The 24,209-nt window shown below is 74.1% G+C and carries 17 protein-coding genes; 7 read left to right on the forward strand and 10 right to left on the reverse strand.

All coding sequences use genetic code 11. The features are described 5' to 3' along the window. Positions 1–130: 130 nt before the first annotated feature. Positions 131–1,072, reverse strand: a complete 942-nt coding sequence (locus ABT118_RS16500; protein ID WP_350669021.1) for a hypothetical protein — start codon at positions 1,070–1,072, stop codon at positions 131–133. 310 nt (positions 1,073–1,382) lie between these two features. On the opposite strand from ABT118_RS16500, the gene imuA' reads away from it, so the two are divergent. From imuA' to ABT118_RS16525, 5 genes are all read left to right on the forward strand, one after another. Then, on the forward strand, positions 1,383–2,066 hold the full coding sequence (imuA', locus tag ABT118_RS16505; RefSeq protein ID WP_350669022.1) for a DnaE2-dependent mutagenesis accessory factor ImuA': 684 nt from the start codon (positions 1,383–1,385) through the stop codon (positions 2,064–2,066). A 1-nt stretch (position 2,067) separates the two neighbouring features. Next, positions 2,068–3,687 carry a DNA polymerase Y family protein gene (locus tag ABT118_RS16510; RefSeq protein ID WP_350669023.1) on the forward strand — a complete coding sequence of 540 codons (1,620 nt, stop codon included), beginning with the start codon at positions 2,068–2,070 and terminating at the stop codon, positions 3,685–3,687. Between the two features lie 66 nt (positions 3,688–3,753). Then, positions 3,754–6,933, forward strand: a complete 3,180-nt coding sequence (locus tag ABT118_RS16515) for an error-prone DNA polymerase (protein WP_350669024.1) — start codon at positions 3,754–3,756, stop codon at positions 6,931–6,933. A gap of 127 nt (positions 6,934–7,060) precedes the next feature. Continuing rightward, the gene (aspT, locus tag ABT118_RS16520; protein ID WP_350669025.1) at positions 7,061–8,740 is read left to right on the forward strand and encodes an aspartate-alanine antiporter; all 1,680 of its coding nucleotides are present in this window, start codon (positions 7,061–7,063) and stop codon (positions 8,738–8,740) included. Between the two features lie 88 nt (positions 8,741–8,828). Then, complete coding sequence (locus tag ABT118_RS16525; protein ID WP_350669026.1) at positions 8,829–10,163, forward strand: NAD(P)/FAD-dependent oxidoreductase; 1,335 nt, start codon at positions 8,829–8,831, stop codon at positions 10,161–10,163. A 25-nt stretch (positions 10,164–10,188) separates the two neighbouring features. Here ABT118_RS16525 and ABT118_RS16530 read toward each other — a convergent pair whose 3' ends face one another. The 4 genes from ABT118_RS16530 to ABT118_RS16545 all read right to left on the reverse strand — a co-directional run bounded on the left by ABT118_RS16530 (position 10,189) and on the right by ABT118_RS16545 (position 14,570). Then, positions 10,189–11,436, reverse strand: a complete 1,248-nt coding sequence (locus tag ABT118_RS16530; RefSeq protein ID WP_350669027.1) for an MFS transporter — start codon at positions 11,434–11,436, stop codon at positions 10,189–10,191. A 124-nt stretch (positions 11,437–11,560) separates the two neighbouring features. After that, complete coding sequence (locus ABT118_RS16535; protein WP_350669028.1) at positions 11,561–12,931, reverse strand: threonine/serine exporter family protein; 1,371 nt, start codon at positions 12,929–12,931, stop codon at positions 11,561–11,563. 138 nt (positions 12,932–13,069) lie between these two features. Beyond that, positions 13,070–13,609 carry a hypothetical protein gene (locus tag ABT118_RS16540; RefSeq protein ID WP_350669029.1) on the reverse strand — a complete coding sequence of 180 codons (540 nt, stop codon included), beginning with the start codon at positions 13,607–13,609 and terminating at the stop codon, positions 13,070–13,072. Between the two features lie 10 nt (positions 13,610–13,619). Next, on the reverse strand, positions 13,620–14,570 hold the full coding sequence (locus ABT118_RS16545; RefSeq protein ID WP_350669031.1) for an AraC family transcriptional regulator: 951 nt from the start codon (positions 14,568–14,570) through the stop codon (positions 13,620–13,622). 141 nt (positions 14,571–14,711) lie between these two features. On the opposite strand from ABT118_RS16545, the gene ABT118_RS16550 reads away from it, so the two are divergent. Beyond that, entirely contained in the window at positions 14,712–15,212 is a 501-nt protein-coding gene (locus tag ABT118_RS16550; protein ID WP_350669033.1) for an anthrone oxygenase family protein, read from the forward strand. A gap of 19 nt (positions 15,213–15,231) precedes the next feature. On the opposite strand, the gene ABT118_RS16555 is transcribed toward ABT118_RS16550, so the two are convergent. From ABT118_RS16555 to ABT118_RS16575, 5 genes are all read right to left on the reverse strand, one after another. Beyond that, positions 15,232–15,666: an SSI family serine proteinase inhibitor gene (locus ABT118_RS16555; RefSeq protein WP_350669034.1), complete on the reverse strand. Its 435-nt coding sequence runs from the start codon at positions 15,664–15,666 to the stop codon at positions 15,232–15,234. A gap of 148 nt (positions 15,667–15,814) precedes the next feature. Beyond that, positions 15,815–17,485, reverse strand: a complete 1,671-nt coding sequence (locus ABT118_RS16560) for a purine-cytosine permease family protein (RefSeq protein WP_350669035.1) — start codon at positions 17,483–17,485, stop codon at positions 15,815–15,817. 137 nt (positions 17,486–17,622) lie between these two features. Next, on the reverse strand, positions 17,623–18,048 hold the full coding sequence (locus ABT118_RS16565; protein ID WP_350669036.1) for a hypothetical protein: 426 nt from the start codon (positions 18,046–18,048) through the stop codon (positions 17,623–17,625). A gap of 87 nt (positions 18,049–18,135) precedes the next feature. Beyond that, on the reverse strand, positions 18,136–18,912 hold the full coding sequence (locus tag ABT118_RS16570) for a TIGR03084 family metal-binding protein (protein WP_350669037.1): 777 nt from the start codon (positions 18,910–18,912) through the stop codon (positions 18,136–18,138). 53 nt (positions 18,913–18,965) lie between these two features. Beyond that, positions 18,966–20,510, reverse strand: coding sequence for an AMP-binding protein (locus ABT118_RS16575; RefSeq protein WP_350669038.1), 1,545 nt, complete (start codon positions 20,508–20,510; stop codon positions 18,966–18,968). Between the two features lie 207 nt (positions 20,511–20,717). Here ABT118_RS16575 and ABT118_RS16580 point away from each other — a divergent pair, with 207 nt between their 5' ends. Continuing rightward, complete coding sequence (locus tag ABT118_RS16580; RefSeq protein ID WP_350669039.1) at positions 20,718–24,113, forward strand: molybdopterin-dependent oxidoreductase; 3,396 nt, start codon at positions 20,718–20,720, stop codon at positions 24,111–24,113. The last annotated feature ends 96 nt before the right edge of the window (positions 24,114–24,209 follow it).

The following is a 24,209-nucleotide window of genomic DNA, read 5'->3' on the forward strand; positions in this document are numbered from 1 at the left end:
GGCGCGAAGAGCCGCTCAACCGGCACGGTCTGACCAGCCGTCAGAAGATCGTGACCGCGCGAGGGTCCCGAGCGCGCCGGGCGGCGGGTCTCGTCGCCCGGCACGCTCCACCTCTACCTCCGTGGAACGGTCACCAGCTCACGATCACGTACCCGCCGCTCGCCGCCGCGCCGTTGGTGTTCGACGTGCCGGCGGAACCGCCGGACGCGCCCTGGCCTGCGCTCGCCGGGATGCCCGCGGGGAGGTCGGCGAGGGTGCCGCGCTCACCTGCCGTTCCGGCCTTCTCGTTGTCCGCGTTGCCGGCCTTCCCGCCGTCCGCTCCGGTCCCCTTCACGGTGAAGCCGCGCAACCACCCCACCTCACACGCGGCCCCACCGCCTGAGCCCCCGTACCCGCCGCGCGGGGACGTCCTGACATCAGTGCCCCCCTCGCCACCGCGACCCCCGATGCCACCGGAGCCCCCGCGTCCGCCACGCACCGGCTCGATGTTGCCCTGCACGTAGCCGGAACCGCCGCCCCCGCCGCCACCCCCGCCGAAGCCAAGCCTGGAGTAGTCCGTGCTGCTCTTGACGAGGAAGACCGCCGAGCTGCCCCCGCCCCCGCCGCCACCCGCACCGCCGCCGCCGTCGCCCGTCGAGTTGCCCTGCCCGCCGACCTCCCCGCCCTCGGCCCCACCCGCACCGCCGAGGCCCGCACCGAACTCGTCCCGCGATCCGCCCCGCTGTCCGCCGCCTCCGCCGCCTCCGACACGTACCCCGATCCTGGTGTTGTACGGGAGCTTCGGGTAGGCCGAGACGGTGCACACGGCGACGCCACCAGCGCCGCCCCCACCACCCCCGCCTGCGGTGAAATGACTCTTCCTCCCGGCGCCGCCGCCACCACCCCCGGCGCCGACCATCGTGATCGTGAACTGCTCCAGTCCATCAGGCAGTACGAACTCCTGGAAGCCCGGCCTGTCGAACACCCTGCTGGTGGGCTCGGCGTGCGCCGACGTGCCGCCGAGCCCACCAGCGAGCACGGCAGCCGTGACGGCCGCCCCCGTGAATCTCCACCGCTGCAATGTCGTCGTCATGGATGTCCGTCCTGTGAGTGTCACCCGGACCTTCATGATCACTGCGGCTCGTCGCCGGATTGCCGAAGACCCGCCTCGGTTCACACGAACGGGATCATGAAAACGACGACTGCCACGGGCAGTTGCCGGATCGTGCCCTCTTCGGAGAAGCAGCGACACCCCAGGCCAGGCTTGCCAGGCCGCCCGCAAGGGCCCCGCACCCTCGGCACAAAGATCTTGGTGGCAGACAGCGCGCCTCGTCACAGTGCGTGAGCGGGTGGGGTGAAGATCTGGACTTGAATATTTACGAACGAATGTTCGATGCTGAGGTATGTCCACTTTCGATCCCGCGCTGATCCGGCCGGCCGCGCTCGTGCCCGCCGGCGGGGAGGTCCTGCCGGTGCTGCCCGCGCTGGCTGGGCTGCTGCCCGGTGGCGGGTTGCGGGCCGGGACGGTGGCCTCGGTGGTGGGTGACGCCGGGCTGCTGGTCGCGCTGGCGGCCGGGGCTGCGGGCGGGGCAGGGGTCTGGACGGCGGCGGTGGGGCTGCCGGATCTGGGGCTGGCGGCGGCGGCCGGATCCGGGGTGGAGCTGGAGCGGCTGTTGCTGGTGGACCGGCCCGGGGTGCAGTGGCCGGAGGTGGTCTCGGCGCTGGCCGGGGCGGTCGGGCTGGTCCTGCTCGGTACGGACGGGCCGGTGCAGCCGCAGCTGGCGGCCCGGGTGGCGGCCGTGCTGCGCCGGAGCGGCTGCGTGCTGCTGGTCGCGGGCCCCTGGCCCGGGGCGGTGGCCCGGTTGCGGGTGGCGGAGAGCCGCTGGTTCGGGGTGGGCGACGGGCACGGCCAGCTGACCGGGCGGCAGGCGCTGGTGGTGGCGGAGGGGCGCGGCGCGGGCGGCCGGGCGCGGACGGCGTGGCTGTGGCTGCCGGACGGGAACGGCGAGGTCCGGGCGGTCGAGCCGGGCGAGCAGGCCGGGAACGGCGACGACACGGGGGTCCTGGGCGGTCTGGCGGTGGTCTGAGATGACGACGGAGGAGGCAGGACGGACGACCCCCCGGGTGCTGGTGCTCTGGTGCCCGGACTGGCCCGTACGGGCGGCGGACCCCGGGAGCGGGGACGGGCAGCCGGTGGCGGTGCTGGAGGCCGGCCGGGTGCTGGCCGCTTCGGCGGCGGCCCGGGCGGCCGGGGTGCGGCGCGGGCAGCAGCTCCGGCTGGCCCAGCGGCTCTGCCCGGAGCTGCGGCTGCGGGAGCGGCAGCCGGCCCGGGAGGCCGAGCTGTTCGAACCGGTGGTGGCGGCGGCGGAGGCGTTCACCCCTCGGGTGGAGGTACTGCGCCCGGGGATCTGTGTGCTCCCGGTGAAGGGCCCGGCCCGGTACTTCGGCGGCGAGCAGGCGCTGGCCGAGCAGGTGCACGCAGCGGCCCTCGGAGCCGTCGGCGGAAGCGGGAACGGGAGCGGAAGCGACAACGGGTACGGGGTGCGGATCGGGATCGCGGACGGCCTGTTCGCCGCCACCCTCGCCGCCCGCAGCGAAGCCGCGGCGACGGACCGGACGGACGTGCTCCGCCCGGCCCCGTACGGCCTGGTGGTGCAGCCGGGCCGGACGGCCGCGTTCCTCGCCCCGTACCCGGTGGCCGTGCTCGGCGACGAGGTGCTGGCGGAGCTGCTGACCCGGCTCGGGGTGCGGACCGTCGGTGCGTTCGCCGCGCTCTCGGTGCGCTCCGTCGCCGACCGGTTCGGCCCGACCGGGACGGCCGCGCACCGGCGCTCCCGAGGGCTGCACGCCCGCCCGTTGGCCCCCCGCCGGGCCGGCCCGGACCTGACGGTGGAACAGCTCTTCGACCCGCCGGAGCAGCTGGCCGAACCGCTGGTCTTCGTGGCCAGGACGCTCGCCGACCTGCTGTACCAGCGGCTCGGCGCGATCGGCCTGACCTGCCGCCGGGTCGCCGTCGAGGTGACCACCGCCGACGGCCGGACGTACTCCCGGCTCTGGCGGCACGAGCGTCGGCTGGGCGCGGCGGCGCTGGCCGAGCGGGTCCGCTGGCAGTTGCAGGCCTGGCAGGGGATGGCGGTGTTCGAGGAGGGGGCGGGTGGCTTCGCCGCGCTGCGGCTGGTCCCCGAGGCCCTGGTGCCGGACCAGGGGCGGCAGTTGGCGCTCTGGGGCGAGAACGTGGCCGGGGACGCGCTGGAGCGGGCGGTGGCCCGGGTGCAGGCGGTGGTCGGCCAGGGCGGCATCAGCCGTCCGCGCCCGGCCGGCGGCCGGGGCCCGGGCGAGTGGGTGGCCCGGGCGGTCTGGGGCGAGGAGCCGCCGCGTCCGGTGGCCGAGCCGTGGCCGGGCCGGGTGGCGGCCTGCCTGCCGTTCGTGGTGCCCGCGGAGCCGCCGCAGGTCGCCGTACTGGACGCGGCGGGCCGTCCCGTCACGGTCAGCGGCCGGGCCGAGGCCTCCGCGCCGCCGGACCGACTCCGTTGGGCGGGAAGGGAGTTGGAGGTGACGGGCTGGACCGGGCCGTGGCCCGCCGTCGAGTACTGGTGGGACCCGGCCCGGTCCCGCCGCCGGGCCAGGCTCCAAGTGGTCGCGGCGGGAAGGGCGTTACTGCTCACGGTCGAGGACGGCCACTGGCAACTGGAGGCGGAGTACGGATGACGCAGGACGGATGACGGCCGTGGGGGGCTGACCCGAGCAAGAGAACCACCCGAGAGCAGGCCCCCGATGGGATTCACCAGTCACTCCACCGTCCCCTGGGACGAGCTGCGCCGCCGGATGACGGGACCGGCCGCAGCAACCCCGGCCGCTGCCATCCCGGCGGCGGAGCCGGCCGAGGTCGTACCGCTGCGCCGACCCGAACCGGCCGTCCCCTGGGCCGAGTTGCACACCCACTCGGCGTACAGCTTCCTGGACGGCGCCAGCGACCCGGCGGAGCTGGTGGCGGAGGCGGCCAGGCTCGGGGTGGAGACCGTCGGGCTGACCGACCACGACGGCCTGTACGGGGTGGTCCGGTTCGCCGAGGCGGCGGCGGAGGCGGGGATCGGGACGGTCTTCGGGGCCGAACTGACCCTCGGCCCGGACGAGCACCTGCTGGTGCTGGCCCGCAGTGCGACGGGTTACCGGCGGCTCTCCGCCGCGATCGCCGCCGCCCAGCTCGCGGGCGGGGTCAAGGGCCGCCCGGCGTACGACTTCGCGGAGCTGGCCGCCGCGCACCGGGGCGAGTGGGCGGTGCTCACCGGCTGCCGGAAGGGCCGGGTGCCGGCCGCGCTGGCGGCGGCCGGAGCGGAGGCCGCCGAGCGCGAACTCCGCACCCTGGCCGAGGCGTTCGGCCCGGAGAACGTCTTCGTCGAGCTGGTGCACCAGCGCCTGCCCGAGGACGACCTGCGCAACGACCGGCTGGCCGCCCTGGCGGCCCGTACCGGGCTGGCCTCGGTCGCCTCCAACAACGTCCACCACGCCTCGCCCGCCCAGGCCCGGCTGGCCCAGGGGCTGGCCGCCCTGCACGGGCGGGACACCCTCCAGCAGGCCGCCGGGCGGACGCTCGCCTCCGGCGCCGCCCACCTGCGCTCCGGCCGGGAGATGGCGGCCCGGCTGGCCCGGTACCCCGGAGTGCGGGAGGCCACCGCGGCGTTGGGGCGGGACTGCGCCTTCGACTTCGCCGGGCTGGAGCAGGCGCTGCCCGGCTTCCCGGTGCCCGAGGGCGGGACCGAGGCGGGCCTGCTGCGCCGGCTGGTCGCCGCAGGGCGCTACCGGGACGGTGACGAGAAGGCGCGCAGACAGCTGGATTTGGAGCTCTCGGTGATCGAAGGGCGTGGTCTGGCCGGGTACTTCCTGATCGTCCACGACCTGGTGGAGTTCTGCCGGGAGCAGGACATCTGGTGCCAGGGCCGGGGGTCCGCCGCCAACTCGGCGGTCTGCTACGCCCTGGGCATCACCGCCGTCGACCCGCTCAAGTACCGGCTGCTGTTCGAACGCTTCCTCAGCGCCGAGCGGGACGGCCCGCCCGACATCGACCTGGACATCGAGCACCGCCGCCGCGAGGAGGTGATCCAGTACGTCTACCGCCGCTACGGGCGCGACCACGCCGCCCAGGTGGCCAATGTGATCACCTACCGGCCCCGGCTGGCGCTGCGGGACGCGGCCCGGGTGCTCGGCTACCCGGCCGGGCAGGTGGAGGCGTTCGCCCGGCAGGGCGACTTCCGGGGGATGCCGGGCCAGGACGCGGTGGTGCCGGCGGACGTGCTCGACCTGGCCGGTCAACTCCTGGGCCTGCCACGGCACCTGGGCATCCACTCCGGCGGCATGGTGCTCACCGAGGCACCGATCGGCGAGGTCTGCCCGACCGAGTGGGCCCGGATGCCGGGCCGGTCGGTGCTCCAGTGGGACAAGGACTCGGTGGCCGGGGCGAAGCTGGTCAAGATCGACCTGCTCGGGCTCGGCATGCTCTCCGCCCTGCACGACACCTGCCGGCTGGTCGAGCAGCACCACGGCAAGCGCTACGAGCTGCACGACCTCCCGGAGGAGGACGCAGCGGTCTACGACATGCTCTGCGAGGCCGACACGATCGGCGTCTTCCAGGTCGAGTCCCGGGCCCAGATGGCCACCCTGCCCCGGCTCAGGCCGAGGAAGTTCTACGACCTGGTGGTCGAGGTGGCGCTGATCCGGCCGGGGCCGATCCAGGGCGGCTCGGTCCACCCGTACCTGCGCCGCCGGGCCGGGGCCGAGTCGGCGGAGTGCCCGCACGAGTCGATGGAGAACGCGCTCGGGAAGACCCTCGGGGTGCCGCTGTTCCAGGAGCAGATGATGCAACTGGCGATCGACTGCGCGGGGTTCACCCCGGCGGAGGCGGACCGGCTGCGCCAGGCGATGGGTTCGAAGCGCTCGCTGGAGCGGGTGGCGCGGCTGCGGGCGCGGCTGCTCGCCGGGATGGCCGAGCGCGGCATCCCGGCGGAGGTGGCGGAGGACGTCTACACCAAGATCGAGGCGTTCTCCTCCTACGGCTTCCCGGAGTCGCACGCGATCAGCTTCGCCTACCTGGTGTACGCCAGCGCCTGGTTCAAGAAGCACCACCCGGCGGCCTTCACCTGCGCCCTGCTGGCCAACCAGCCGATGGGCTTCTACTCGCCGCTGAGCCTGGTCTCGGACGCCCGGCGGCACGGGGTGCAGGTCCGGGGCGTGGACGTGAACGCCAGCGCGGCCGGCCCGACCCTGGAACCGGGGGAGAAGGAGGAGGACGGACCGGCGATCCGGCTCGGTCTGACCACCGTCCGGGGGCTGGGCGCCCCGCAGGCGGCGGCCGTGGCGGCCGGCCGGCCGTACCAGGGGCTGGAGGACTTCGCCCGCAGGACCGGGCTGAAGGCGCCGGTGCTGGAGGCGCTGGCCACGGCGGGGGCGTTCGACTGCTTCGGGCTGACCCGGCGGCAGGCGCTCTGGTCGGCCGGGGTGTTCGCGGGGACCGACCCGGACAGCATCCCCGGGACGGCCCCCGGCGCGCAGGCCCCGCCGCTGCCCGCGATGACCCCGGTCGAGCTGACCATCGCCGACCTCTGGGCCACCGGGACCTCCGCCACCAGCCACCCGGTCCAGCACCTGCGCGGCGACCTGGACCATGCCGGGGCCGTCCCCGCGAACGAGCTGGGCGCCGTCCCGCACGGCACCCAGGTCCTGGTCGGCGGGCTGGTGACGCACCGCCAGCGGCCGCCCACCGCGGGCGGCGTCCTCTTCCTCAGCCTGGAGGACGAGACCGGCCTGATCAACGTGGTCTGCAACCGCCACGTCTGGGAGCCCCAGCGCCGCACCGCCCTGGACCGGGCCGGCCTGCTGGTGCACGGCACGGTCGAACGCCACCACGGCGCCACCAACCTGATCGCCACCAGGCTCACCCCGCTGCGGGTCGCGGTCTGAGGGAGCACCCGGCGCCGTCCGCTGACCCGCCGTCACTCGTTCGGCACTGCGGGCGGGCCGGGGGCGCCGGGGTGGGGTCTGATGCAGAAGAAGATCGCGATCGCCCCGGGGCTCGGAGGTCCATGGCATGAATCTGCTGCGCGAGAACGCGGTACTTGCGCTGTTCGCCTGCTTGGCGCTCGGCTACCTGGTGGGGAAGCTCAAGGTCGGACCGATCCAACTGGGCGGCATCTGCGGGACGCTGATCGTCTCGATGCTGATCGGTGCACAGAAGGTCTCGGTGGACAGCGACGTCAAGGACGTGGCGTTCGCGCTGTTCATCTTCTCGCTCGGCTACCTGGCCGGGCCGCAGTTCTTCGCCAACCTGAACGCCAAGGGGCTGCGGTTCGGCGTGCTGTCGGTGATGGAGGCCCTGGTCGTCATCCTGATGGCCTTCGGCATCGCCAAGGGCGCCGGCCTGGACGTCGGAACCGCTTCGGGCATCCTGGCCGGCTCGGCCACCGAGTCCGCCGTGGTCGGTACCGCGCAGGAGGCGATCACCAAGCTGCCGGGGATCACCGCGGACCAGTCCAGCGAGCTGCAGGCGCACGTCGCCACCGCGTACTCGGTCTGCTACCTGTTCGGCCTGATCAGCATCGTGCTGCTGACCAGCCAGTTCTTCCCGATGCTGCTGCGGATCAACCTGGCCGAGGCCTCCCGCGAGCTCTGGGACAAGATGCGCGGCGGCTCGGCCGGCCTGGAGGCGGGCGAGACGGCCGCGCTGCCCGGCCTGGTGGGCCGGACCTACCTGGTCTCGCAGGGCGAGGGCTCCACGCTGGAGCAGCTGGAGAGCGCCGTCCAGCAGGACGCCTCGATCGAGGGGGTCAAGCGCGGGCAGGAGGTGCTCAAGATCGAGCCCGGGCTGAAGCTCCGGCGCGGCGACCGGGTGCTGGTGGTCGGGCTGCGGGACGCGGTCATGGACACCGGCCACGAGCTCGGCCCGGAGACCTCGGGCGTGCCCGGTCTGGACAGCCCGCTGACGGTCCGGCAGGTGGTGATCACCGACAAGAAGGTGGCCGGACAGACCGTCACCCAGCTGCGCGAGCGCGAGACCGCCGCCACCGAGGGCATCTACCTCACCGGCGTCCAGCGGGTCGACCAGGACATCCCGGCGGTCGGCGAGACCGAACTGCACCAGGGCGACACGCTCACCGTGGTCGGCACCCGCTCCAAGGTCGAGCGGTTCACCAAGGCGGTCGGCGCCAAGGTGCGCACCGACAGCGCCGACTGGATCTACATCGGCCTGGGCATCTGCCTCGGCGTGCTGCTCGGCAAGGTCACCATCCACGCCGGCGACGTGAACCTCTCCCTCGGCACCGGCGGCGGCTGCCTGATCTCCGGCCTGGTGCTCGGCTGGCTGCGGGCCCAGCGCCCCACCTTCGGCGCCTACCCGCCGGTCGCCGCGCAGACCATGAAGGACCTCGGCCTCTCCATCTTCATCGCCGTCACCGGCATGGCGGCCGGGCCGGACGCGGGCCCGCTGCTCAAGCAGTACCCGCTGCTGCTGCCGCTCTCGGGCATCGCGATGGTGCTCGTCCCGGCCTTCCTGGGGCTGTTCATCGGGCGCAAACTGCTGAAGATCGAGCCGCCGATCCTGATCGGCGCGATCGCCGGACAGCAGTGCTCCACCCCCGCCATCACCGCCGTGAGCAATGTCGCCCAGAGCAGCGTGCCGATGCTCGGCTACACGATCACGTACACCATCTCCAACTTCCTGCTCCCGCTCACCGGGCCGATCTTCGTCGGGCTGATCGGTCTTCAGACCTGAGGCGGGGAGGCTGAGCTGACGGCCGTTCGATCGCAGGGTGCCACCGGCGCCCTGGTGATCGGACGGCCGACTGCGGTTGGATGGCCGGATGAGCAGCGGAGCAGCCCCGGGGCGGGGCACGGCAGTGGTGATCGGGGGCGGGCTGGCCGGGACGCTGGCGGCCTGGGCGCTGCGGGACGCGGCGGAGCGGGTGGTGGTGATCGAGCGGGACCGCTACCCCGGGGAGCCGGCCTTCCGGGCCGGGCTGCCGCAGGGGCGCCACGCCCACCTGCTGCTGGAGGCCGGGCACCGGGTGCTGGAGGAGATGATGCCGGGCATCCGGGCCGAGCTGCTGGCGGCCGGTGCGGTCAGCGTCCCGGTGGCGAGCGGGCTGCGCTGGCTCAGCTCGGCCGGGTGGATGGCCGCGCACCGGAGTGAGTTGGCCTTCCTCTCCTGCACCCGTCCGGTCCTGGACCACGTGGTGCTGGAGCGGATCCGCCGGGACGCCGCGGTGGAGTTCCTGGAGGGCACCGAGGTGGTCGGGCTGCTCGGCGGAGCGGGCCGGGTGACCGGGGTTCAGGTCAGCGAGCGCGGCGGCGAGGGTGGGGTGCGCGAGCTGCCGGCCGAGCTGGTGGTGGACGCCTCCGGCCGGTCCACGGCCGCGGCCGGGTGGCTGGCCGCGCTGGGCGCCCCGCCCGTCCCGGAGGAGCGGGTCGACGCCGGGGTCGCGTACTCCAGCCGGCTGTTCCACCGTCCGGCCGGGGCGGACTTCGCCCAGCAGGCGCTCTACATCCAGACCAAGGCCCCCGCCGACCCGTACCTCGGCGTGCTGCTGCCGGTCGAGGGGGACCGCTGGCTGGTCAGCGTCGGCGGGATGCGCGGCGCCGAGCCGGAGCCCGGCGAGGCGGGTTTCCGCAGGCAGCTCGGCCTGCTCCGGGACCCGGTCCTGCGCGAGCTGCTGGACGGGGCCGAGCCGGCCGGGGAGGTGCGCGGCTTCCGTCCCGGCCCGGGCGTGCGGCGCCGGTACGAGCGCCGGGCGCCCGAGGGGTTCCTCGCGCTCGGGGACGCCGCCTGCACCTTCAACCCGGTCTACGGGCAGGGGATCACGGTCGCGGCCCTGAGCGCCCGGGCACTGGGCGCGGCCGTCGCCCGGCACGGCGGAGTCGGCGGCGCAGCGGGTGCGGCCCGGCGGGCGGTCGCGGCCGTCACCAAGAACCCGTGGGTGATGTCCTCGACCGAGGACGTCCGCTTCGCCACCACCGCCGGCGGACCGTCCGGAGCGCTGATCCGGTTCCAGCACCGCTACCTGGACCGGGTGCTGGCCCGCTCCACCACCAACGCCCACGTCTGCGACCGCTTCCAGCAGGTGATGTCGCTGGTCGCCCCGCCCACCGCGCTGTTCCACCCGTCGGTGCTGGTCCCGGTGCTGCGCGGCCCGCGCTGACGGGCCCTCAGCCCGGTAGGGGTGCTCAGGCCGGTACGGGTGCGGGCACCGGCTCGGCCCGGTCGGCGGGCAGGGCCCGGACGGCCGGGACGCAGAGCAGCAGCACCGCGGCCAGCACCCCGATCGCCGTCATCGCGTACAGCGTCGGGCGCAGGCCGAAGGTGGTCGCGACCGGGCCGGCCACCATCAGGCCGAGCGGCATCAGACCGGAGGAGAGCAGGAAGTCGTACGAGCTGACCCGGGAGAGGGCGTGCTCGGGGATGTGGATCTGCAGGCTGGTCTCCCAGAGCACGAAGAACAGCGAGACGGCCACGCCGGTGACGGCTTCCAGCACGGCGACCACGGTGACCGAAGGGGACGCGCCGATGATCAGCGCCTGGCAGGAGGACACCGCGAGCGCGGCCGCGCCCAGCACCAGCGGGCGGGCGGGGCGCAGCCGGTAGGCACAGAGGTCGCCGACCACCGCGCCGACCCCGAACGCGGTCGTCACCGCCGCCCAGCCGGCCGCCCCGCCCCACTCCTGCTCGGACAGGACCGGGCCGAGCACGAAGATCGAGGGCAGCACCACCACGTGGTAGACGCCGGACGCGGCCATGCCGGACCAGACCCAGGCACGGGACCTGACGTGGCCCCAGCCCTCGCGCAGCTCGCCGAGGAAGCTGAGCCCCGCCGGCTGGTCCTGGGACGGGCGCGGGCGCAGCCGGAGCAGGAAGGCGGCGCTCACCGCGAAGCTGGCCGCGTCCAGCGCCAGCGCCCCGCCGGGCCCGGCCAGTGCGACCAGGCCGCCCGCCACGGCCGGGCCGATCACCAGGCCGGAGGAGAGCACCAGCCCGCGCAGCGCGTTCGCCTCACGCAGCCGCTCGACCGGGACCACGAGTGGCAGCAGGCCGGTCGCGGCGGGCATGAAGAAGGCGCTCGCGGAGCCGAACACCGCCGTCAGCACCACCAGGTGCGCCACCTCGGCCCGGCCTGTTATCAGCAGCAGTGCGACCGCGCCCTGGGCGGCGAACCGCACCAGGTCGGACAGCAGCATGATCCGGTGCCGGGGGAACCGGTCCGCCCAGACCCCGCCGACCAGCGTGAACAGCAGCATCGGCAGCAGCCCGGCCGCACCGACCAGGCCGATGTCGGTGACCGATCCGCCCACCGACAGCACCGCGAACGGGGTGGCCACCATCGCCACCCGGTCGCCCAGCACCGAGAACGACTGCCCGGCGAACAGCCGGGCGAACTGCGGCTCCTCCCGGAGCACGGCGGGGAGCAGCTGTTGCACGGGAGGGCCAATCGTCGGGACACGCAGAAGGCAGGGGCAGCCCGATGGTAGGGAGTACGGGTACGTGCTGTCGCCCGGATTTCGGCGGGTGCCGGTGCACCGGTGCGCGGTCAGCCGGTGACCGTCAGGCGCCGTCGGCGGGGGCGACCTCGACGCGCGGGCGGCGCTGGAAGCCCGCGCCGACCAGGACGCCCAGGGCGATCGCCACCACGGTGACCACGGTGGTGACCAGGGTCAGCACGCTAGCGGCGCTGTGCTGGACCACCAGCTGGGAGAAGCCGGTGAGACCGCTGGAGCCCGGGACCAGCAGCCAGAAGCAGGGCAGGAAGACCACCTGGTCCGGAATCCGGTGGTGCCGCTGGACCCAGGCCGCCATCGGCGGCAGCAGCATCCCGGCCGCGAAGGCACCGAACACCGCCCCGCTCAGCCCGGTGCCCACGGTCTGCACCAGGCGCTCCAGCAGCAGTGCCCCGGCCAGCCAGCCGAGGGCCCGGGCGGGTGCGGAGTAGTACAGCGTGAAGCCGACCGCCAGCAGCAGCACCCCGCACCAGGGCGCCCAGGCGCCCAGCGAGGCGGGGGCGGGCGGCCCGGCGGGGTGCGGGTCGACCAGTTCGGTGCCGACCAGGATGCCGAGGGCCAGCAGCATCAGCACGTTGGTGGCCCCGGCCAGCCGGGCCACTCCTGACAGCACGTCACCGGCGGACAGTTCGATCGCGCCCATGGTCAGCGAGGCCCCGGGCAGGAAGGCGATCAGCGGGGGGACGAGCAGCAGCTCCGGCGCCTCGTGCAGCACCGGCCCGGCGAAGCGCAGCGAGAGCCCCGTCACCATGATCGCGGCGGCCACCGGCAGCACGGTGGCGGCCCCGGGCAGGTAGCGCCCGGCCAGCGAGCGGAGCAGGCCGACCGCCGCGCCCAGGACGGCGTACCCGGCCACCGCGTTCGGGGTCGGGTGCTGGATCACGCCCAGACCGACCGTCAGCAGCGCGTACCCGAGCACGGTGGCGGCGAGGCTGAAGCGCTGCGGCAGCGCCCGGCCCCGGGCCAGCTCGGCCCGTACCTCGGCGAACGGCAGCGCCTCGCGCCGCATCCGGGCCAGCAGGTCGTGCAGTGCCTGGACCTGATCGAGTCTCAGGTCGGGGCCGGTGACCGGGGCGAAGTCCAGCTCGCCGCCCACCCCGTCCGGCCCGGTGCCGGCCCGGACGAACAGCCCGGTCGGCACCACGAAGCTGCGGGCCCGCACGCCGTACCTGGCCGCCAGGTCGCGCAGTTCGAGCTCCACGTCGGCGGTCCTGGCGCCCGAGCGGAGCAGCTCCACCCCCACCGCGCAGAGCAGGCCGGCCAGTTCCCTGGTCCAGGCCTGCTCGGGTTGCTCGGCGGCCGGGACGGCGACCGTCGCCGGAGTGCCGACGCGCTGCAGGTACCGGTCCGCGTACCGCCGGAGGCCCCGCCAGGACGGGGGCTCCGGCCGGGGGCGGTCCGGCCGACTGGTGGGCACGGCACTCCTGACGGGCGGGCGGATTCGACGCCCCAGCTAAGCAGCACCCGCTGTGCCGTCCTGGCAGCACCAGCCCGGGTTCACCCGTCCGGTCGCCGGTCGCCGGTCGCCGGTCGCCGGTCGGCCGTGGAGCAGTGGTCAGCAGTAGAGCAGCGGGCTGCCCTCGCGGAGCGCGTGCTCGGCGGCGCGCAGGTAGAGCGCGGTGTAGAAGGCGGCGTCCAGGTCGTCCTGCCACGGACCGGGGTGCCCGTCGGTGGCCGGGTGGTCGAACCAGGCGCACAGGTCGAGGTTGGGGCAGCGGGCGGGGAGGAGGTCGACCGGCAGGGCGAGGGCGGTGGCCACCATCCGGGCCGCCGTCAGCACCTCCCCGGCGCCGCGGACGGCGGTGGTGTCGGAGTACGCGGAGTCCACCGGCAGCAGCAGCGGCTCCGGCAGGGCGATCGGGAGCAGCAACTCCCAGTCCAGCAACGACAGGTGGGGCGGCAGAACCGCGTCGCAGAGCTGGTTGAAGCTCGCCATCGGCCGGTAGAGCTTCTCCTCGAAGGAGCGGTCGGAGTCGAAGGCGAACGGCGCCAGCCCACGCCGCGTCAGCTCGGCGTCGAGTGCGACCGCCAGCGGCCGGTGGACCTCGTCGTCGGCCCAGTCGGCCGGATCGGCATTCACCAGGTAGGTACCCATGCGCGCGACGTTAGGTGCCGGCACCGACAGGTGCGGCGGTGCGGTGCTCCTGCGGGCTGATGCCGTGGACCCGCTTGAAGGCGGTGGAGAGGGCGAACGGGCTGCTGTAGCCGACCTGGTGGGCGACGGTGCCGAGGGTGGCGGCGGGGTCGTGCAGCAGGTCGGCGGCCAGCGCCAGCCGGCGGCCGGTGAGGTAGGACATCGGAGGTTCGCCGACCAGTTCGGCGAACCGGCGGGCCAGCGCGGCCCGGGAGGCGCCGACCTCGGCGGCCAGGCCCGCCACCGTCCAGGGACGGGCCAGGTCGCCGTGCAGCAGGCGCAGCGCGTGGCCGACCAGCGGGTCGGTGTGGGCCCGGTACCAGGCCGGGGCGTCGGACTCGGGCCGGGACAGCCAGGTGCGCAGGGTGGCGATCAGCAGCAGGTCCAACAGCCGGTCCAGCACCGCGTCCTGGCCCGGCCGGTCCTTGCCGATCTCCTCGCCGAGCAGGTCGATCAGCGGGGAGTGCCAGGAGTCGGCGGACACCACGAGCAGCGGGGGCAGCGCCTCCAGCAGGCCCCGGCTGATCTCGCCGCGCAGCTGGTACGTCCCGCTGAGCAGCACGTCGGGGCCGTCGGCGGCGTCGCCCCAGGTGCGGGTGCCCAGCGCCATCGTGTCGCAGAGCTCCTCGCCGTCCAGGGTGCTGGAGCTCTGGTCGGGGTGGATCAGCACCCGGGGCGGGGTGGCGGGGGAGTCGGCGAGCACGTAGGCGTCCGGGCCGCGGGCGATCGCCACGTCGCCGGTGCCGAGCCGGACCGGGGCGCCGTGGTCCGGGACCACCCAGGCGGTGCCCCGGACCGGGGTGACCAGGGTGAGCGGCGCCCGGTCCTCGACCCGGATCGCCCACGGCGGGGTGAGGACCGAGCGGAGCAGGAAGGCGCCCCGGGCCCTCGGCCCCGCCAGCAGTCCGGCCAGTGCATCCATGGCGCCCGAGTGTAGACGCGCCCGGTAACGCCTGCTGTGGACGCCCGCGTATGCGGTCGAGTCGATCAACGATGGTGCCGTTACCGGCGCGGGCGGTTGACTTGGCGTCAGACAGCGGGAGTTCAGGACGGGGAGTGTGCGATGAGCGGGTTCAGAAGTGCGGTGCTGCTGGTGGCGACGCTGACCATGGGGCTGAGTGCGGGGCTGTTCTTCGCCTACTCCTGTTCGGTCATGCCGGGGTTGGCCAAGGCCGACGACCGGACCTTCGTGGAGACCATGCAGCGGATCAACGTGGCGATCCTGAACGGCTGGTTCATGCTGGTCTTCCTGGGGGCGATCGTCTTCACGCTGCTGGCGGTGGTGCTCCAGTTCCGGGGCGGCGACCGGCGGTTGCTGCCCTGGCTGATCGCGGCGGCGGTGCTGTACACGGTGGTGCTGATGGTCACCGGTGCGGTGAACGTCCCGCTCAACGACCAGCTGGCGGCGGCCGGTTCGCTCGACCGGATACCGGATGCGGCGGCCGTGCGGGAGGCCTTCGAGACCACCTGGGTGCGCTGGAACACGGTGCGGACGGTCGCCGCCACGGCGGGGTTCGGGTGCCTGGTGGCGGCGCTGGTGACGGGTGGGCGGAACGCGCTCTGACGCCGCTCGGGGGAGGGTCTCAGAACACGGGGGCGGTGGCCGCCCGGAGTGCGCAGCTGTTGCCGAAGGTCCTGGCCCACTTGACCGGAATCCCGCGCCAGGTGCCTTCGGCGGTGGCCGTGACCGGGTCGTAGAGTGCCGAACAGGCGGTGCCGGGAAGGCCGGTGAGCCGGTCGAGGTCGCCGTCCGCCTCGGCGAGCGCGGCGCAGGCCTTGGCCGGGACCGGGTGCGAACCGCCCGGACGGGTGGTGCAGTCGAGGGTGGTCCGGGCGGCGTCGGGCGCGACCACCTCGCCCCGGCTGACCGTCAGGACCAGCGCCGACTGCGCCTGGGTGGACGGGAAGACCCGCGCCGAGGCGGGGGCGGGGACGACGGCACAGGCGGCGGCCAGGCCCAGCGCGACGGGCAGCAGGCGGCGGTACGGCTGACGGCGGTGGAGCTGACGGGTGGTCATGCCGATCAGCCTTGGGGGCGGGCGGTCGGGGCGCCAAGTGCGCCGTCCCCCACAGGGGTGAGCAAGGAGCCGATCGGGTGAAGCGGGGCCCGGGAGCTCGGGTGCCCGGTGGCCCGGGGGCGCTCCGCGCGGAGCGCCCCCGGGAGGGTCAGCCGCGGACGGTGGGCAGGCCGAGCAGGACCGGGCCCGCCCCGGCGCCCTTGGTGCAGGCGTCGTGGCAGTCCGCGTCCAGACTGCAGCAGAGGGAGCAGACGGTGCCCTGGTGGAACGGGCAGTCGGCGGTGTCGGGAATCTCGTACGAGCCCTCGCAGACCGTGCACGCCAGGGTCTCGGTGGCGCTCGAGTCGGCGTTGGGGTTGGGGCGGGCGAGGTAGTACCGGCCCTTGGTGGCCCAGGCGATCAGCGGGCTGCAGACCATGGCCAGGGCGAGTGCGATGAACGGGCTGAAGGCCTGCGGGTACGCGCCGAACCAGCCGAAGAAGGCGCAGATCGAGACGGCGGCGGCGATGCACATCGCCCCGAAACCGGCCGGGTTGACCTGGTGCAGGTAGGCGCGCTTGAACTCGATGTACTTCGGGCTGAGGCCGAGCGGCTTGTTGATCACCAGGTCGGCGGTGACCGCACCGATCCAGGCGATCGCCACGTTGGAGTAGAAGCCCAGCAGCGAGCCGAGCGCGCTGAACATGTTGAGCTCCATCAGCAGCAGCGCGACACCGCAGTTGAGGAAGATGTACCAGACCCGGCCGGGGTGACGGTGGGTCAGCCGGGAGAAGAAGTTGGACCAGGAGAGCGAGCCGGAGTAGGCGTTGGTCGAGTTGATCTTCACCTGGGAGACCACCACGAACAGTCCGGCCAGGGGCAGCGCCGCCGCCCCGAACCAGGGGCGCAGCGACTCGACGTAGGGTGCGATCGGCTCCAGCGCCTTGGCGTTGCCCACCACGTCGAGCGCGGCGAAGGCCAGCAGCGCGCCGCCGAGTTGCTTGGCCGCGCCGATCACCACCCAGCCGGGGCCGGCCGCGAGCACCGCGAAGTCCCACCGGCGGGCGTTGGCCGGAGTGCGCTGCGGCATGAAGCGCAGGTAGTCCGCCTGCTCGCCGATCTGGGCGATCAGCGAGAGGGCGATGCCGGTGCCCAGCCCGAAGCCGAGCAGGGTGAAGCCGGAGCCGGCCCCCTGGGTGCCGCCGAAGTGGGTGAACTCGGCGAAGGTGCCGGGGGAGTGGACGGCCAGGATGACGAACGGGCCGACCAGGCCGAGGATCCACAGCGGCTGGGTCCAGGCCTGCAGCTTCGAGATCCAGGCCATGCCCTTGAACACGATCGGAATGACCACCAGCGTGGTCACCAGGTACCCGATCGCCAGCGGCAGGTGCAGCACCTCGTGCAGCGCCTGCGCCATGATCGAGCCTTCGAGGGCGAAGAAGATGAAGGTGAAGCTGGCGTACACCAGCGAGGTCAGGGTCGAGCCGAAGTAGCCGAATCCGGCGCCCCGGGTGAGCAGATCCATGTCCACGCCGTTGGCCGCGCAGGCCCGGGAGATCGGGATGCCGGTGAGGAAGATCAGGGTGGCGGCGGTGAGGATCGCCGCGAGCGCGTTGGTGAAGCCGTACGACATCACGATCCCGGCGCCGATCGCGTAGTCGGCGAGGTAGGCGATCCCACCGAGCGCGGTGGACGCCACCGACAGCGGCGACCAGCGCCGGAACGAGTGCGGCGCATAGCGCAGCGAGTAGTCCTCCAGGCTCTCGTCGGCGGCGGACTTGGCGTACGAGCGGCGCGGGGCGCCGACGCCGGTGGGGGCCTGGGTGGAGGTGTCGGTCATGCACCGCTCCTGCCGGTCGGGGTCTGTGAGCGGTGACCCTAGGGAGCGGATGTGAAGCGCAGCGTGCCCGCGCTGTTTCGCCGCGGTAACCGGACATCCGCCCAACGACCTTGGTGGCGAGTGGAGCCGACGGGCGCTCAGCCCCGGGTCGGGGGCGGGTCGTTGATGGCGGTGATGGTCAGGGTCGGCTGGCGGAGGGTGAAGCGGACCTCCTGGCTGCCGCCGTCGTACCAGGTCTCGGTGAGGGCGACGGTGGTGGGGGTGAGGGTGCGGACGGACCAGGTGCGGGGGATGTTCTTCGCGCGGAAGACCGGGTCGGCGCCCTGGTGGGTGGCGGACCAGCGGTCGAGTTCGGCGTTCAGCGGCGGCGGCAGGGTCTTGGCGCGGATCTCCCTCGGGTATTCCTCGATTTCGCCGAGGGCGGCGAGCCGGTACTCCTCGAAGAACGCGTCGACCTCGCCGGCGGGCGTGCGGGGCGGCGCCTGCGCGGCGGGGGCGGCGGAGACGGGGAGGCTGACGGCGAGCAGGGCGGTGAGCGCGATAATGCGGAATCGTCGGTTCATGGCGCAGATTCCATCATTCGTCGACGAATCTGTATATCGCTCACAAGAGTGAAATGAATAGGCGTCAATTCACTCTGTGGAAATGGTTTATCGACCTTTTCCGGGACTGCCCGCAAAGGCCTGGGCGATCGGGACCCAGGCGGTGGCGACCGGGCCGGTGACCGTCAGGGCGAGGTCGTCCCGGTGGCGGCGCTGGGTGACCAGCAGGCAGAAGTCGAGCGCGGTGCCGCGCACCGAGTCGGCCGCGTCCACCGGCCCCCACTCCCACAACTCACCGGAAGGAGAAGTCAGTTCGACCCGAACCGGGTCGGAGGGCACCGGCAGGCCGTGCAGGGCGAAGGCGAACCCCAGGGTCCGGACGCCGAGATGCGCCACGTGCCGGAGCCGGTCCGTCGGCGCCACGGTGGCGCCGAGCGCGTCCGCGACGTCCTGGCCGTGTGCCCAGGTCTCCATCAACCGCGCGGTGGCCATCGAGACGGCCTTCATCGGCGGCCCGAACCAGGGCAGCCGGCGGTCCTCGGCGGCGGCCGCGGCCAGCTCGGCCGCCAGCTCAGCCCGGCCGGTCCGCCAGCGGGCCAGCAGGGCGGCCGGGGCCTCGCCGACCCCCTCGGCGGCACCGGCGTCCACCGGGTCGACGCCGGCCCGGTAGAGCTCCGCCACCTCGGCCGCGAACCGGTCGCCGTCCCGGCAGGAGAGCAGCGACCACCGGTCCGTCCAGGCCAGGTGGGCGATCTGGTGCGCGACCGTCCAGCCCTCGGCCGGGGTCGGGGCGGCCAGGCCGGCCGGGTCCAGTTCCGCGACCAGCGCGTCGAGTGCGGCGCTCTCGTCGCGGAGGTCGTCCAACAGGGCGGTGGCGTCGACCATGCGGGTCACTCCTCGGGTGCGGAAAGTGCGGAAGATGCGGAAGGTGCGGAAGGTCAGTTGACGGACTTGGACCGGCCGGCCCAGTAGGGCTCGCGCAGCCGGAACTTCTGCAGCTTCCCGGTGGTGGTCCGGGGCAGCGTGGTGCGGAACTCCACCGAGGTGGGCGCCTTGTAGCCCGCCAGCCGCTCCTTGCAGTGCGCGATCAGCTGCGCGGTCAGTTCCGACGCGTCGTCGCCGACTCCCTCCCGCAGCACCACCAGCGCCTTGACCGTCTCGCCCCACTTCTGGTCCGGCACCCCGATCACCGCGACCTCGGCCACCGCCGGGTGCGCGTACAGGCAGTCCTCCACCTCGATCGAGGAGACGTTCTCCCCGCCGCTGATGATGACGTCCTTCTTCCGGTCGGAGATGCTCAGGTAGCCGTCGTGCAGCTCCCCGCCGTCGCCGGTGTGGAACCAGCCGTCGCGCAGGGCCGCCGCCGTCTCGGCGGGCTGCTCCCAGTAGCCGGTCAGCACGGTGTTGGAGCGGATCAGCACCTCGCCCTCCGGGTCGACCCGCAGCTCGGTGCCGATCGCCGGTGCGCCCTGCCGCACCAGCCGCTCGGCCCGCTCGGCGGGCGGCAGCCCGTCCCACTCGGCCCGGGTGCGGTTCACCGTGGCGATCGGGGAGGTCTCGGTCAGGCCGTACAACTGCATGAACTCCCAGCCGAGTTCGGCCTCGACCCGCTGCACCACCGAGGTGGGCGGCGGCGCCCCGGCCACGATCATCCGGACCCGGTCCCGCCCGGGCACCGGACCGTCCCAGTCGGCGGCCGCTTCCAGCACGGCGGTCACCACGGCCGGGGCGCCGCACAGGAAGGTGACGCCGTACCGGTCGATCCGGCGGAGGATCTCGGCGCCGTCCACCTTGCGCAGCACGATGTGCTGCGCGCCGAGCCCGGTGAGGGCGAACGGCAGCCCCCAGCCGTTGGCGTGGAACATCGGCAGTGTGTGCAGGTAGACGTCCCGGTCACTGGCGCCGAAGTGCAGGCCCATCAGCACCGCGTTCAGCCAGAGGTTGCGGTGGGTGAGCTGAACGCCCTTGGGGCGGGCGGTGGTTCCGCTGGTGTAGTTGATCGTCGCGGTGTCCGACTCCTCGACCGGGTGCTCGACCGGGGCGTGGTCGAAGTCGTACAGCAGCGCGTCGCTCTCGGCGCCGAGCACGAAGCGGTGCCGCACCGGCACCCCGGCCAGCGCCTGGTCCAGCTCCGGATCGACCAACAGGACGGTGGCGCCGCTCTGTTCGACGATGTACGCGACCTCCTCGGCCTTCAGCCGGAAGTTGACCGGCACCAGCACCCGGCCGTAGCCGCTCACCCCGTACAGCGCGGTCATCAGCCGGGCCGAGTTGTGCGAGACGATCGCCACCCGCTCGCCCGGGCCGACGCCCAGCCGGTCCAGCCCGGCCGCCTGTGCCCGGGCCAGCGCGGCCATCCGGCGGTAGCTCAGATCGCCCCAGGAGAGCGCGGGTTGGGCGGGTTCGTCGACCAGGCCGATCCGGTCGCCGTAGACCGTCTCGGCCCGGCGAAGGAAGTCCAGCACGGTGAGTGGAGTCTGCATACGGTCACTCTGCCCGTCCGGTGCCGCCGGGAACAGAGTGCGTTACCCGGACGGGTGGGCAACGGATCGGCGTGCCGGGGGGCCCTTGGTCCCCCGGGGCCGGGACCTGCGCCACTCGACCGGGGGACCTGGGCCGATGGTTCCGGGGCCGGTACCCGGGCTGCAATGGAGGGTGTCGGCCCGGTTCGGGCCCGGAAGGCGGTCGTGATGGCGGAAGCGGAAGAGGTGCGCGGGTTCTGCACCCTGTGCAAGTCCCGGTGCGGCGCCGTCTACACCGTGGAGCGCGGGCGGATCACCGCCGTCCGGCCGGACGGCGACCACCCCACGGGGGCCGCGATGTGCCCCAAGGGGCGGGCCGCGGCGGAGATCGCGCACAGCACCCGCCGCCTGACCACGCCGCTGCGGCGCACCAACCCCAAGTCCGACCCCGATCCGGGCTGGCAGCCGATCGGCTGGGACGAGGCGCTGGACGAGATCGCCGCCGTGCTGCGCCGGATCGCGGCCGAGAGCGGCCCCGAGGCGGTCGCCTTCGCGGTCGCCACGCCCAGCGGCACCGCCGTCTCGGACGCCACCGAGTGGATCGAGCGGTTCGTCCGCAGCTTCGGCAGCCCGAACACGCTCTACAGCGCGGAGATCTGCAACTGGCACAAGGACGTCGCCCACGGCTTCACCTTCGGCGGCCCGCTGCCGCCGCCCGACTACCCGAACGCCGGCCTGGTGCTGCTCTGGGGCTTCAACCCGGCGAAGACCTGGCTGGCCCAGTCGGCCGCGCTCTCGGCCGCCCGGGCCGGGGGCACGCGCCTGGCGGTGGTCGACCCCCGGCGGTCCACCAGTGCCCTGTCCGCCGACCACTGGCTCCGGGTCCGGCCCGGCACCGACGCTGCGCTCGCCCTGGGGCTGGCGCACCTGCTGATCGAACGCGGCGCCCACGACCAGGACTTCGTCCGGTCCTGGAGCAACGGCCCGCTGCTGGTGCGCTGCGACGACGGGCGGTTCCTGCGCGCGGCGGAACTGCCCGCCGGTGGCGAGGGGTTCGTGGTCTGGGACGAGGAGGCGGGCGGGCCCGAGGGCTACGACACCCGGTACGCGGCTGCCCGGCCCGAGCGCTTCGCCCTGGCCGGGGTGCGGCAGGTGCCGACCCGGGCGGGGACGGTCGCGTGCGTACCGGCCTTCCAGCGGTACGCCGAGGCGTGTGCCCAGTGGCCGGTGGACCGGGTGGCGGCCACCACCTGGATCCCGGAGCGCGAGATCCGGGCCCTGGCCGAGGAGATCGCCTCGGCCGGTCCGGTGGCGTACTACGGCTGGACCGGCGTGGGCCAGCACGCGAACGCCTCGCAGACCGAGCGCGCGCTCGCCACCCTGTCGGCGCTGACCGGCTGCTACGACGCCCCGGGCGGCAACGTCGTGGTGCCGCCGCCGCCCTACCGCGCGGCGAACGGTCCCGACCAGTTCCCGCCCGGGCAGCTGGCCAAGGCGCTGGGCCGCGACCGGCATCCGCTCGGCCCGCAGGCGAGCGGGTACGTGAACGCGGGCGACCTGTGCCGCGCGATCGAGGAGCACGAGCCGTACCCGGTCCGGGCCCTGATCGGGTTCGGCGCCAACGCCGTGGTGGCGCAACCCGGTTCGGACCGGATGGCCCGGGCGCTGCGCGGCCTGGAGTTCCAGGTCCACCTGGACCTGTTCCACAACCCGACCAGCGCCAGCGCCGACATCGTGCTGCCGGTGAACAGCCCCTGGGAGCGCGAGGCGCTGCGGTTCGGCTTCGAGGCCGACCACCGGGCCCAGCAGCAGGTCCAGTTGAGGCCGCGCGTGGTCGAGCCGCAGGCCGGGTCGCGCTCCGACACCGAGATCGTCTTCGACCTCGCCGTGCGGCTCGGACTGGGCGGGCTGTTCTTCGACGGCGACATCGAGGCGGCCTGGAACTGGCAGCTGGAGCCGCTCGGACTGACGGCGGCCCGACTCCGGGAGTGCCCGGGCGGAGTGCGGATCCCGAGCGAGCAGCGCCACCGCAAGTACGCCGACCGGGCCGGGGACGGCACCGTCGCGGGCTTCCGGACCCCCACCCGCCGGGTCGAGTTCTACTCGGAGCGGCTGGCCGGGCACGGCTACCCGCCCGTGCCCGAACACCGCGACCCGGCCCCCACCGACGCGGAGTTCCCGCTGGTGCTGACCGGCGCCAAGCACGGCCACTTCGTCCACAGCCAGCACCGCGCCGTCAGCTCGCTCCGCCGCCGCTCGCCCGACTCCGTGCTCGACCTGCACCCGCAGACGGCAGCCGCCCGGGGCATCGCCGAGGGGCAGTGGGCCGAGCTCGCCACCCGCCGGGGCAGCGTCCGGCTGCGGGCCCGGCTGGACACCTCGCTGCACCCCGGGGTGGTGGTCGCCGAGTACGGCTGGTGGCAGGAGGCCCCGGACCTGGCCCTGCCCGGCGCCGACCCGCTGGACGGCAGCGGCTCCAACGTGAACCTGCTGGTCGACAGCAGCGTCCACGACCCGCTCAGCGGCTCCGTCCCGCTGCGCTCCTCGGTCTGCGAGGTCCGGCCCGCCGCCGACGCCGCCGGATGGAGCGGGCTGCGCGCCTTCACCGTCACCGGGAGCAGCACCGAGGACTGCGGCACCGGCGTCCGCGCCCTGACCCTGGAGCCGGTCGACGGCGGCCCGCTGCCGGACTTCCGGCCCGGCCAGCACCTGACCGTGCACCGCGAGGACGCGGACGGCACGCCCTCGGGCGCCGGCCGCAGCTACTCGCTCACCGGCCCTGCGGTCGAGGCCGGCCGCCGGGCCTACCGGCTGGCGGTCCGCCAGGTGCCGACCGGCGTGTTCTCCAGCTACGTGCACCAGCGGCTGCGGATCGGGGACCGGCTCCAACTGACGGCGCCCGGCGGCGTGTTCGCCATCCCCACCGACACCGACCGGCCGGTGGTCCTGCTGGCCGGCGGGATCGGGATCACCCCGTTCCTCGGCTATCTGGAGACCCTGGCCGCCACCGGCGGGACGGTGCCGCGGGTGGTGCTGCACTACGGCAACCGCAACGCCGCGGACCACCCCTTCCGGGCCCGGATCGCCGAGTTGGCGGCGCGGATCCCGGTGCTGACCGTGGTCGACCACTACACGGCGCCGGAGGCCCCGGGCGAGCCCGGCGGTGCCGGAGTGCGCCGGGGCAGGATCACCGCCGGCGACCTCGACCCCGAACTCCTCGACCAGCGGGCCCGGTTCTACCTCTGCGGCCCCGAGCCGATGCTGAACGCGCTCACCGAGGGGCTGCTCGCGCTCGGCGTACCCCGGTTCGAGATCTTCGGCGAGCAGTTCCGGGCCGCCCGGCGCGAGGTGGCGATCCCGGCGGACGCCGAGTTCACCGTCCGCTTCGCCCGCACCGGCCGGGAGCTGACCTGGCGCGGCACCGACGGCTCCCTGCTCGACCTCGGCACCGCCGCCGGGGTCCGGATGGCCAGCGGCTGCCGGCTCGGCCAGTGCGAGAGCTGCGTCTGCACGGTCCTGTCGGGCGAGGTCGCCCACCTGGTCACGCCCTCGGCCGACCTGGCCCCCACGGACGCTCTGACCTGCCAGTCCGTCCCCGTCACCGACCTGGTCCTGGACGCCTGAACCGGGCGCCTCCTAGCCCGCCCGGGGGAAGAACTGCTCCCGGACGGGTGACGGGCCGCCACCCGCCTCATGGGTCCGTCGTGTGCTGCCGATCCT

The organism is Kitasatospora sp. NPDC002040 (assembly GCF_040296785.1).
In the GTDB taxonomy this organism is placed as follows: Bacteria; Actinomycetota; Actinomycetes; order Streptomycetales; family Streptomycetaceae; genus Kitasatospora.

Excerpts from the sequence above, each read along its gene's own strand:
- ABT118_RS16500 (WP_350669021.1), bottom strand. The coding sequence starts at position 1,072 with ATGACGACGACATTGCAGCGGTGGAGATTCACGGGGGCGGCCGTCACG.
- imuA' (WP_350669022.1), top strand. The coding sequence starts at position 1,383 with ATGTCCACTTTCGATCCCGCGCTGATCCGGCCGGCCGCGCTCGTGCCC.
- ABT118_RS16510 (WP_350669023.1), top strand. The coding sequence starts at position 2,068 with ATGACGACGGAGGAGGCAGGACGGACGACCCCCCGGGTGCTGGTGCTC.
- ABT118_RS16515 (WP_350669024.1), top strand. The coding sequence starts at position 3,754 with ATGGGATTCACCAGTCACTCCACCGTCCCCTGGGACGAGCTGCGCCGC.
- aspT (WP_350669025.1), top strand. The coding sequence starts at position 7,061 with ATGAATCTGCTGCGCGAGAACGCGGTACTTGCGCTGTTCGCCTGCTTG.
- ABT118_RS16525 (WP_350669026.1), top strand. The coding sequence starts at position 8,829 with ATGAGCAGCGGAGCAGCCCCGGGGCGGGGCACGGCAGTGGTGATCGGG.
- ABT118_RS16540 (WP_350669029.1), bottom strand. The coding sequence starts at position 13,609 with ATGGGTACCTACCTGGTGAATGCCGATCCGGCCGACTGGGCCGACGAC.
- ABT118_RS16545 (WP_350669031.1), bottom strand. The coding sequence starts at position 14,570 with ATGGATGCACTGGCCGGACTGCTGGCGGGGCCGAGGGCCCGGGGCGCC.
- ABT118_RS16550 (WP_350669033.1), top strand. The coding sequence starts at position 14,712 with ATGAGCGGGTTCAGAAGTGCGGTGCTGCTGGTGGCGACGCTGACCATG.
- ABT118_RS16555 (WP_350669034.1), bottom strand. The coding sequence starts at position 15,666 with ATGACCACCCGTCAGCTCCACCGCCGTCAGCCGTACCGCCGCCTGCTG.
- ABT118_RS16560 (WP_350669035.1), bottom strand. The coding sequence starts at position 17,485 with ATGACCGACACCTCCACCCAGGCCCCCACCGGCGTCGGCGCCCCGCGC.
- ABT118_RS16565 (WP_350669036.1), bottom strand. The coding sequence starts at position 18,048 with ATGAACCGACGATTCCGCATTATCGCGCTCACCGCCCTGCTCGCCGTC.
- ABT118_RS16570 (WP_350669037.1), bottom strand. The coding sequence starts at position 18,912 with ATGGTCGACGCCACCGCCCTGTTGGACGACCTCCGCGACGAGAGCGCC.
- ABT118_RS16575 (WP_350669038.1), bottom strand. The coding sequence starts at position 20,510 with ATGCAGACTCCACTCACCGTGCTGGACTTCCTTCGCCGGGCCGAGACG.
- ABT118_RS16580 (WP_350669039.1), top strand. The coding sequence starts at position 20,718 with ATGGCGGAAGCGGAAGAGGTGCGCGGGTTCTGCACCCTGTGCAAGTCC.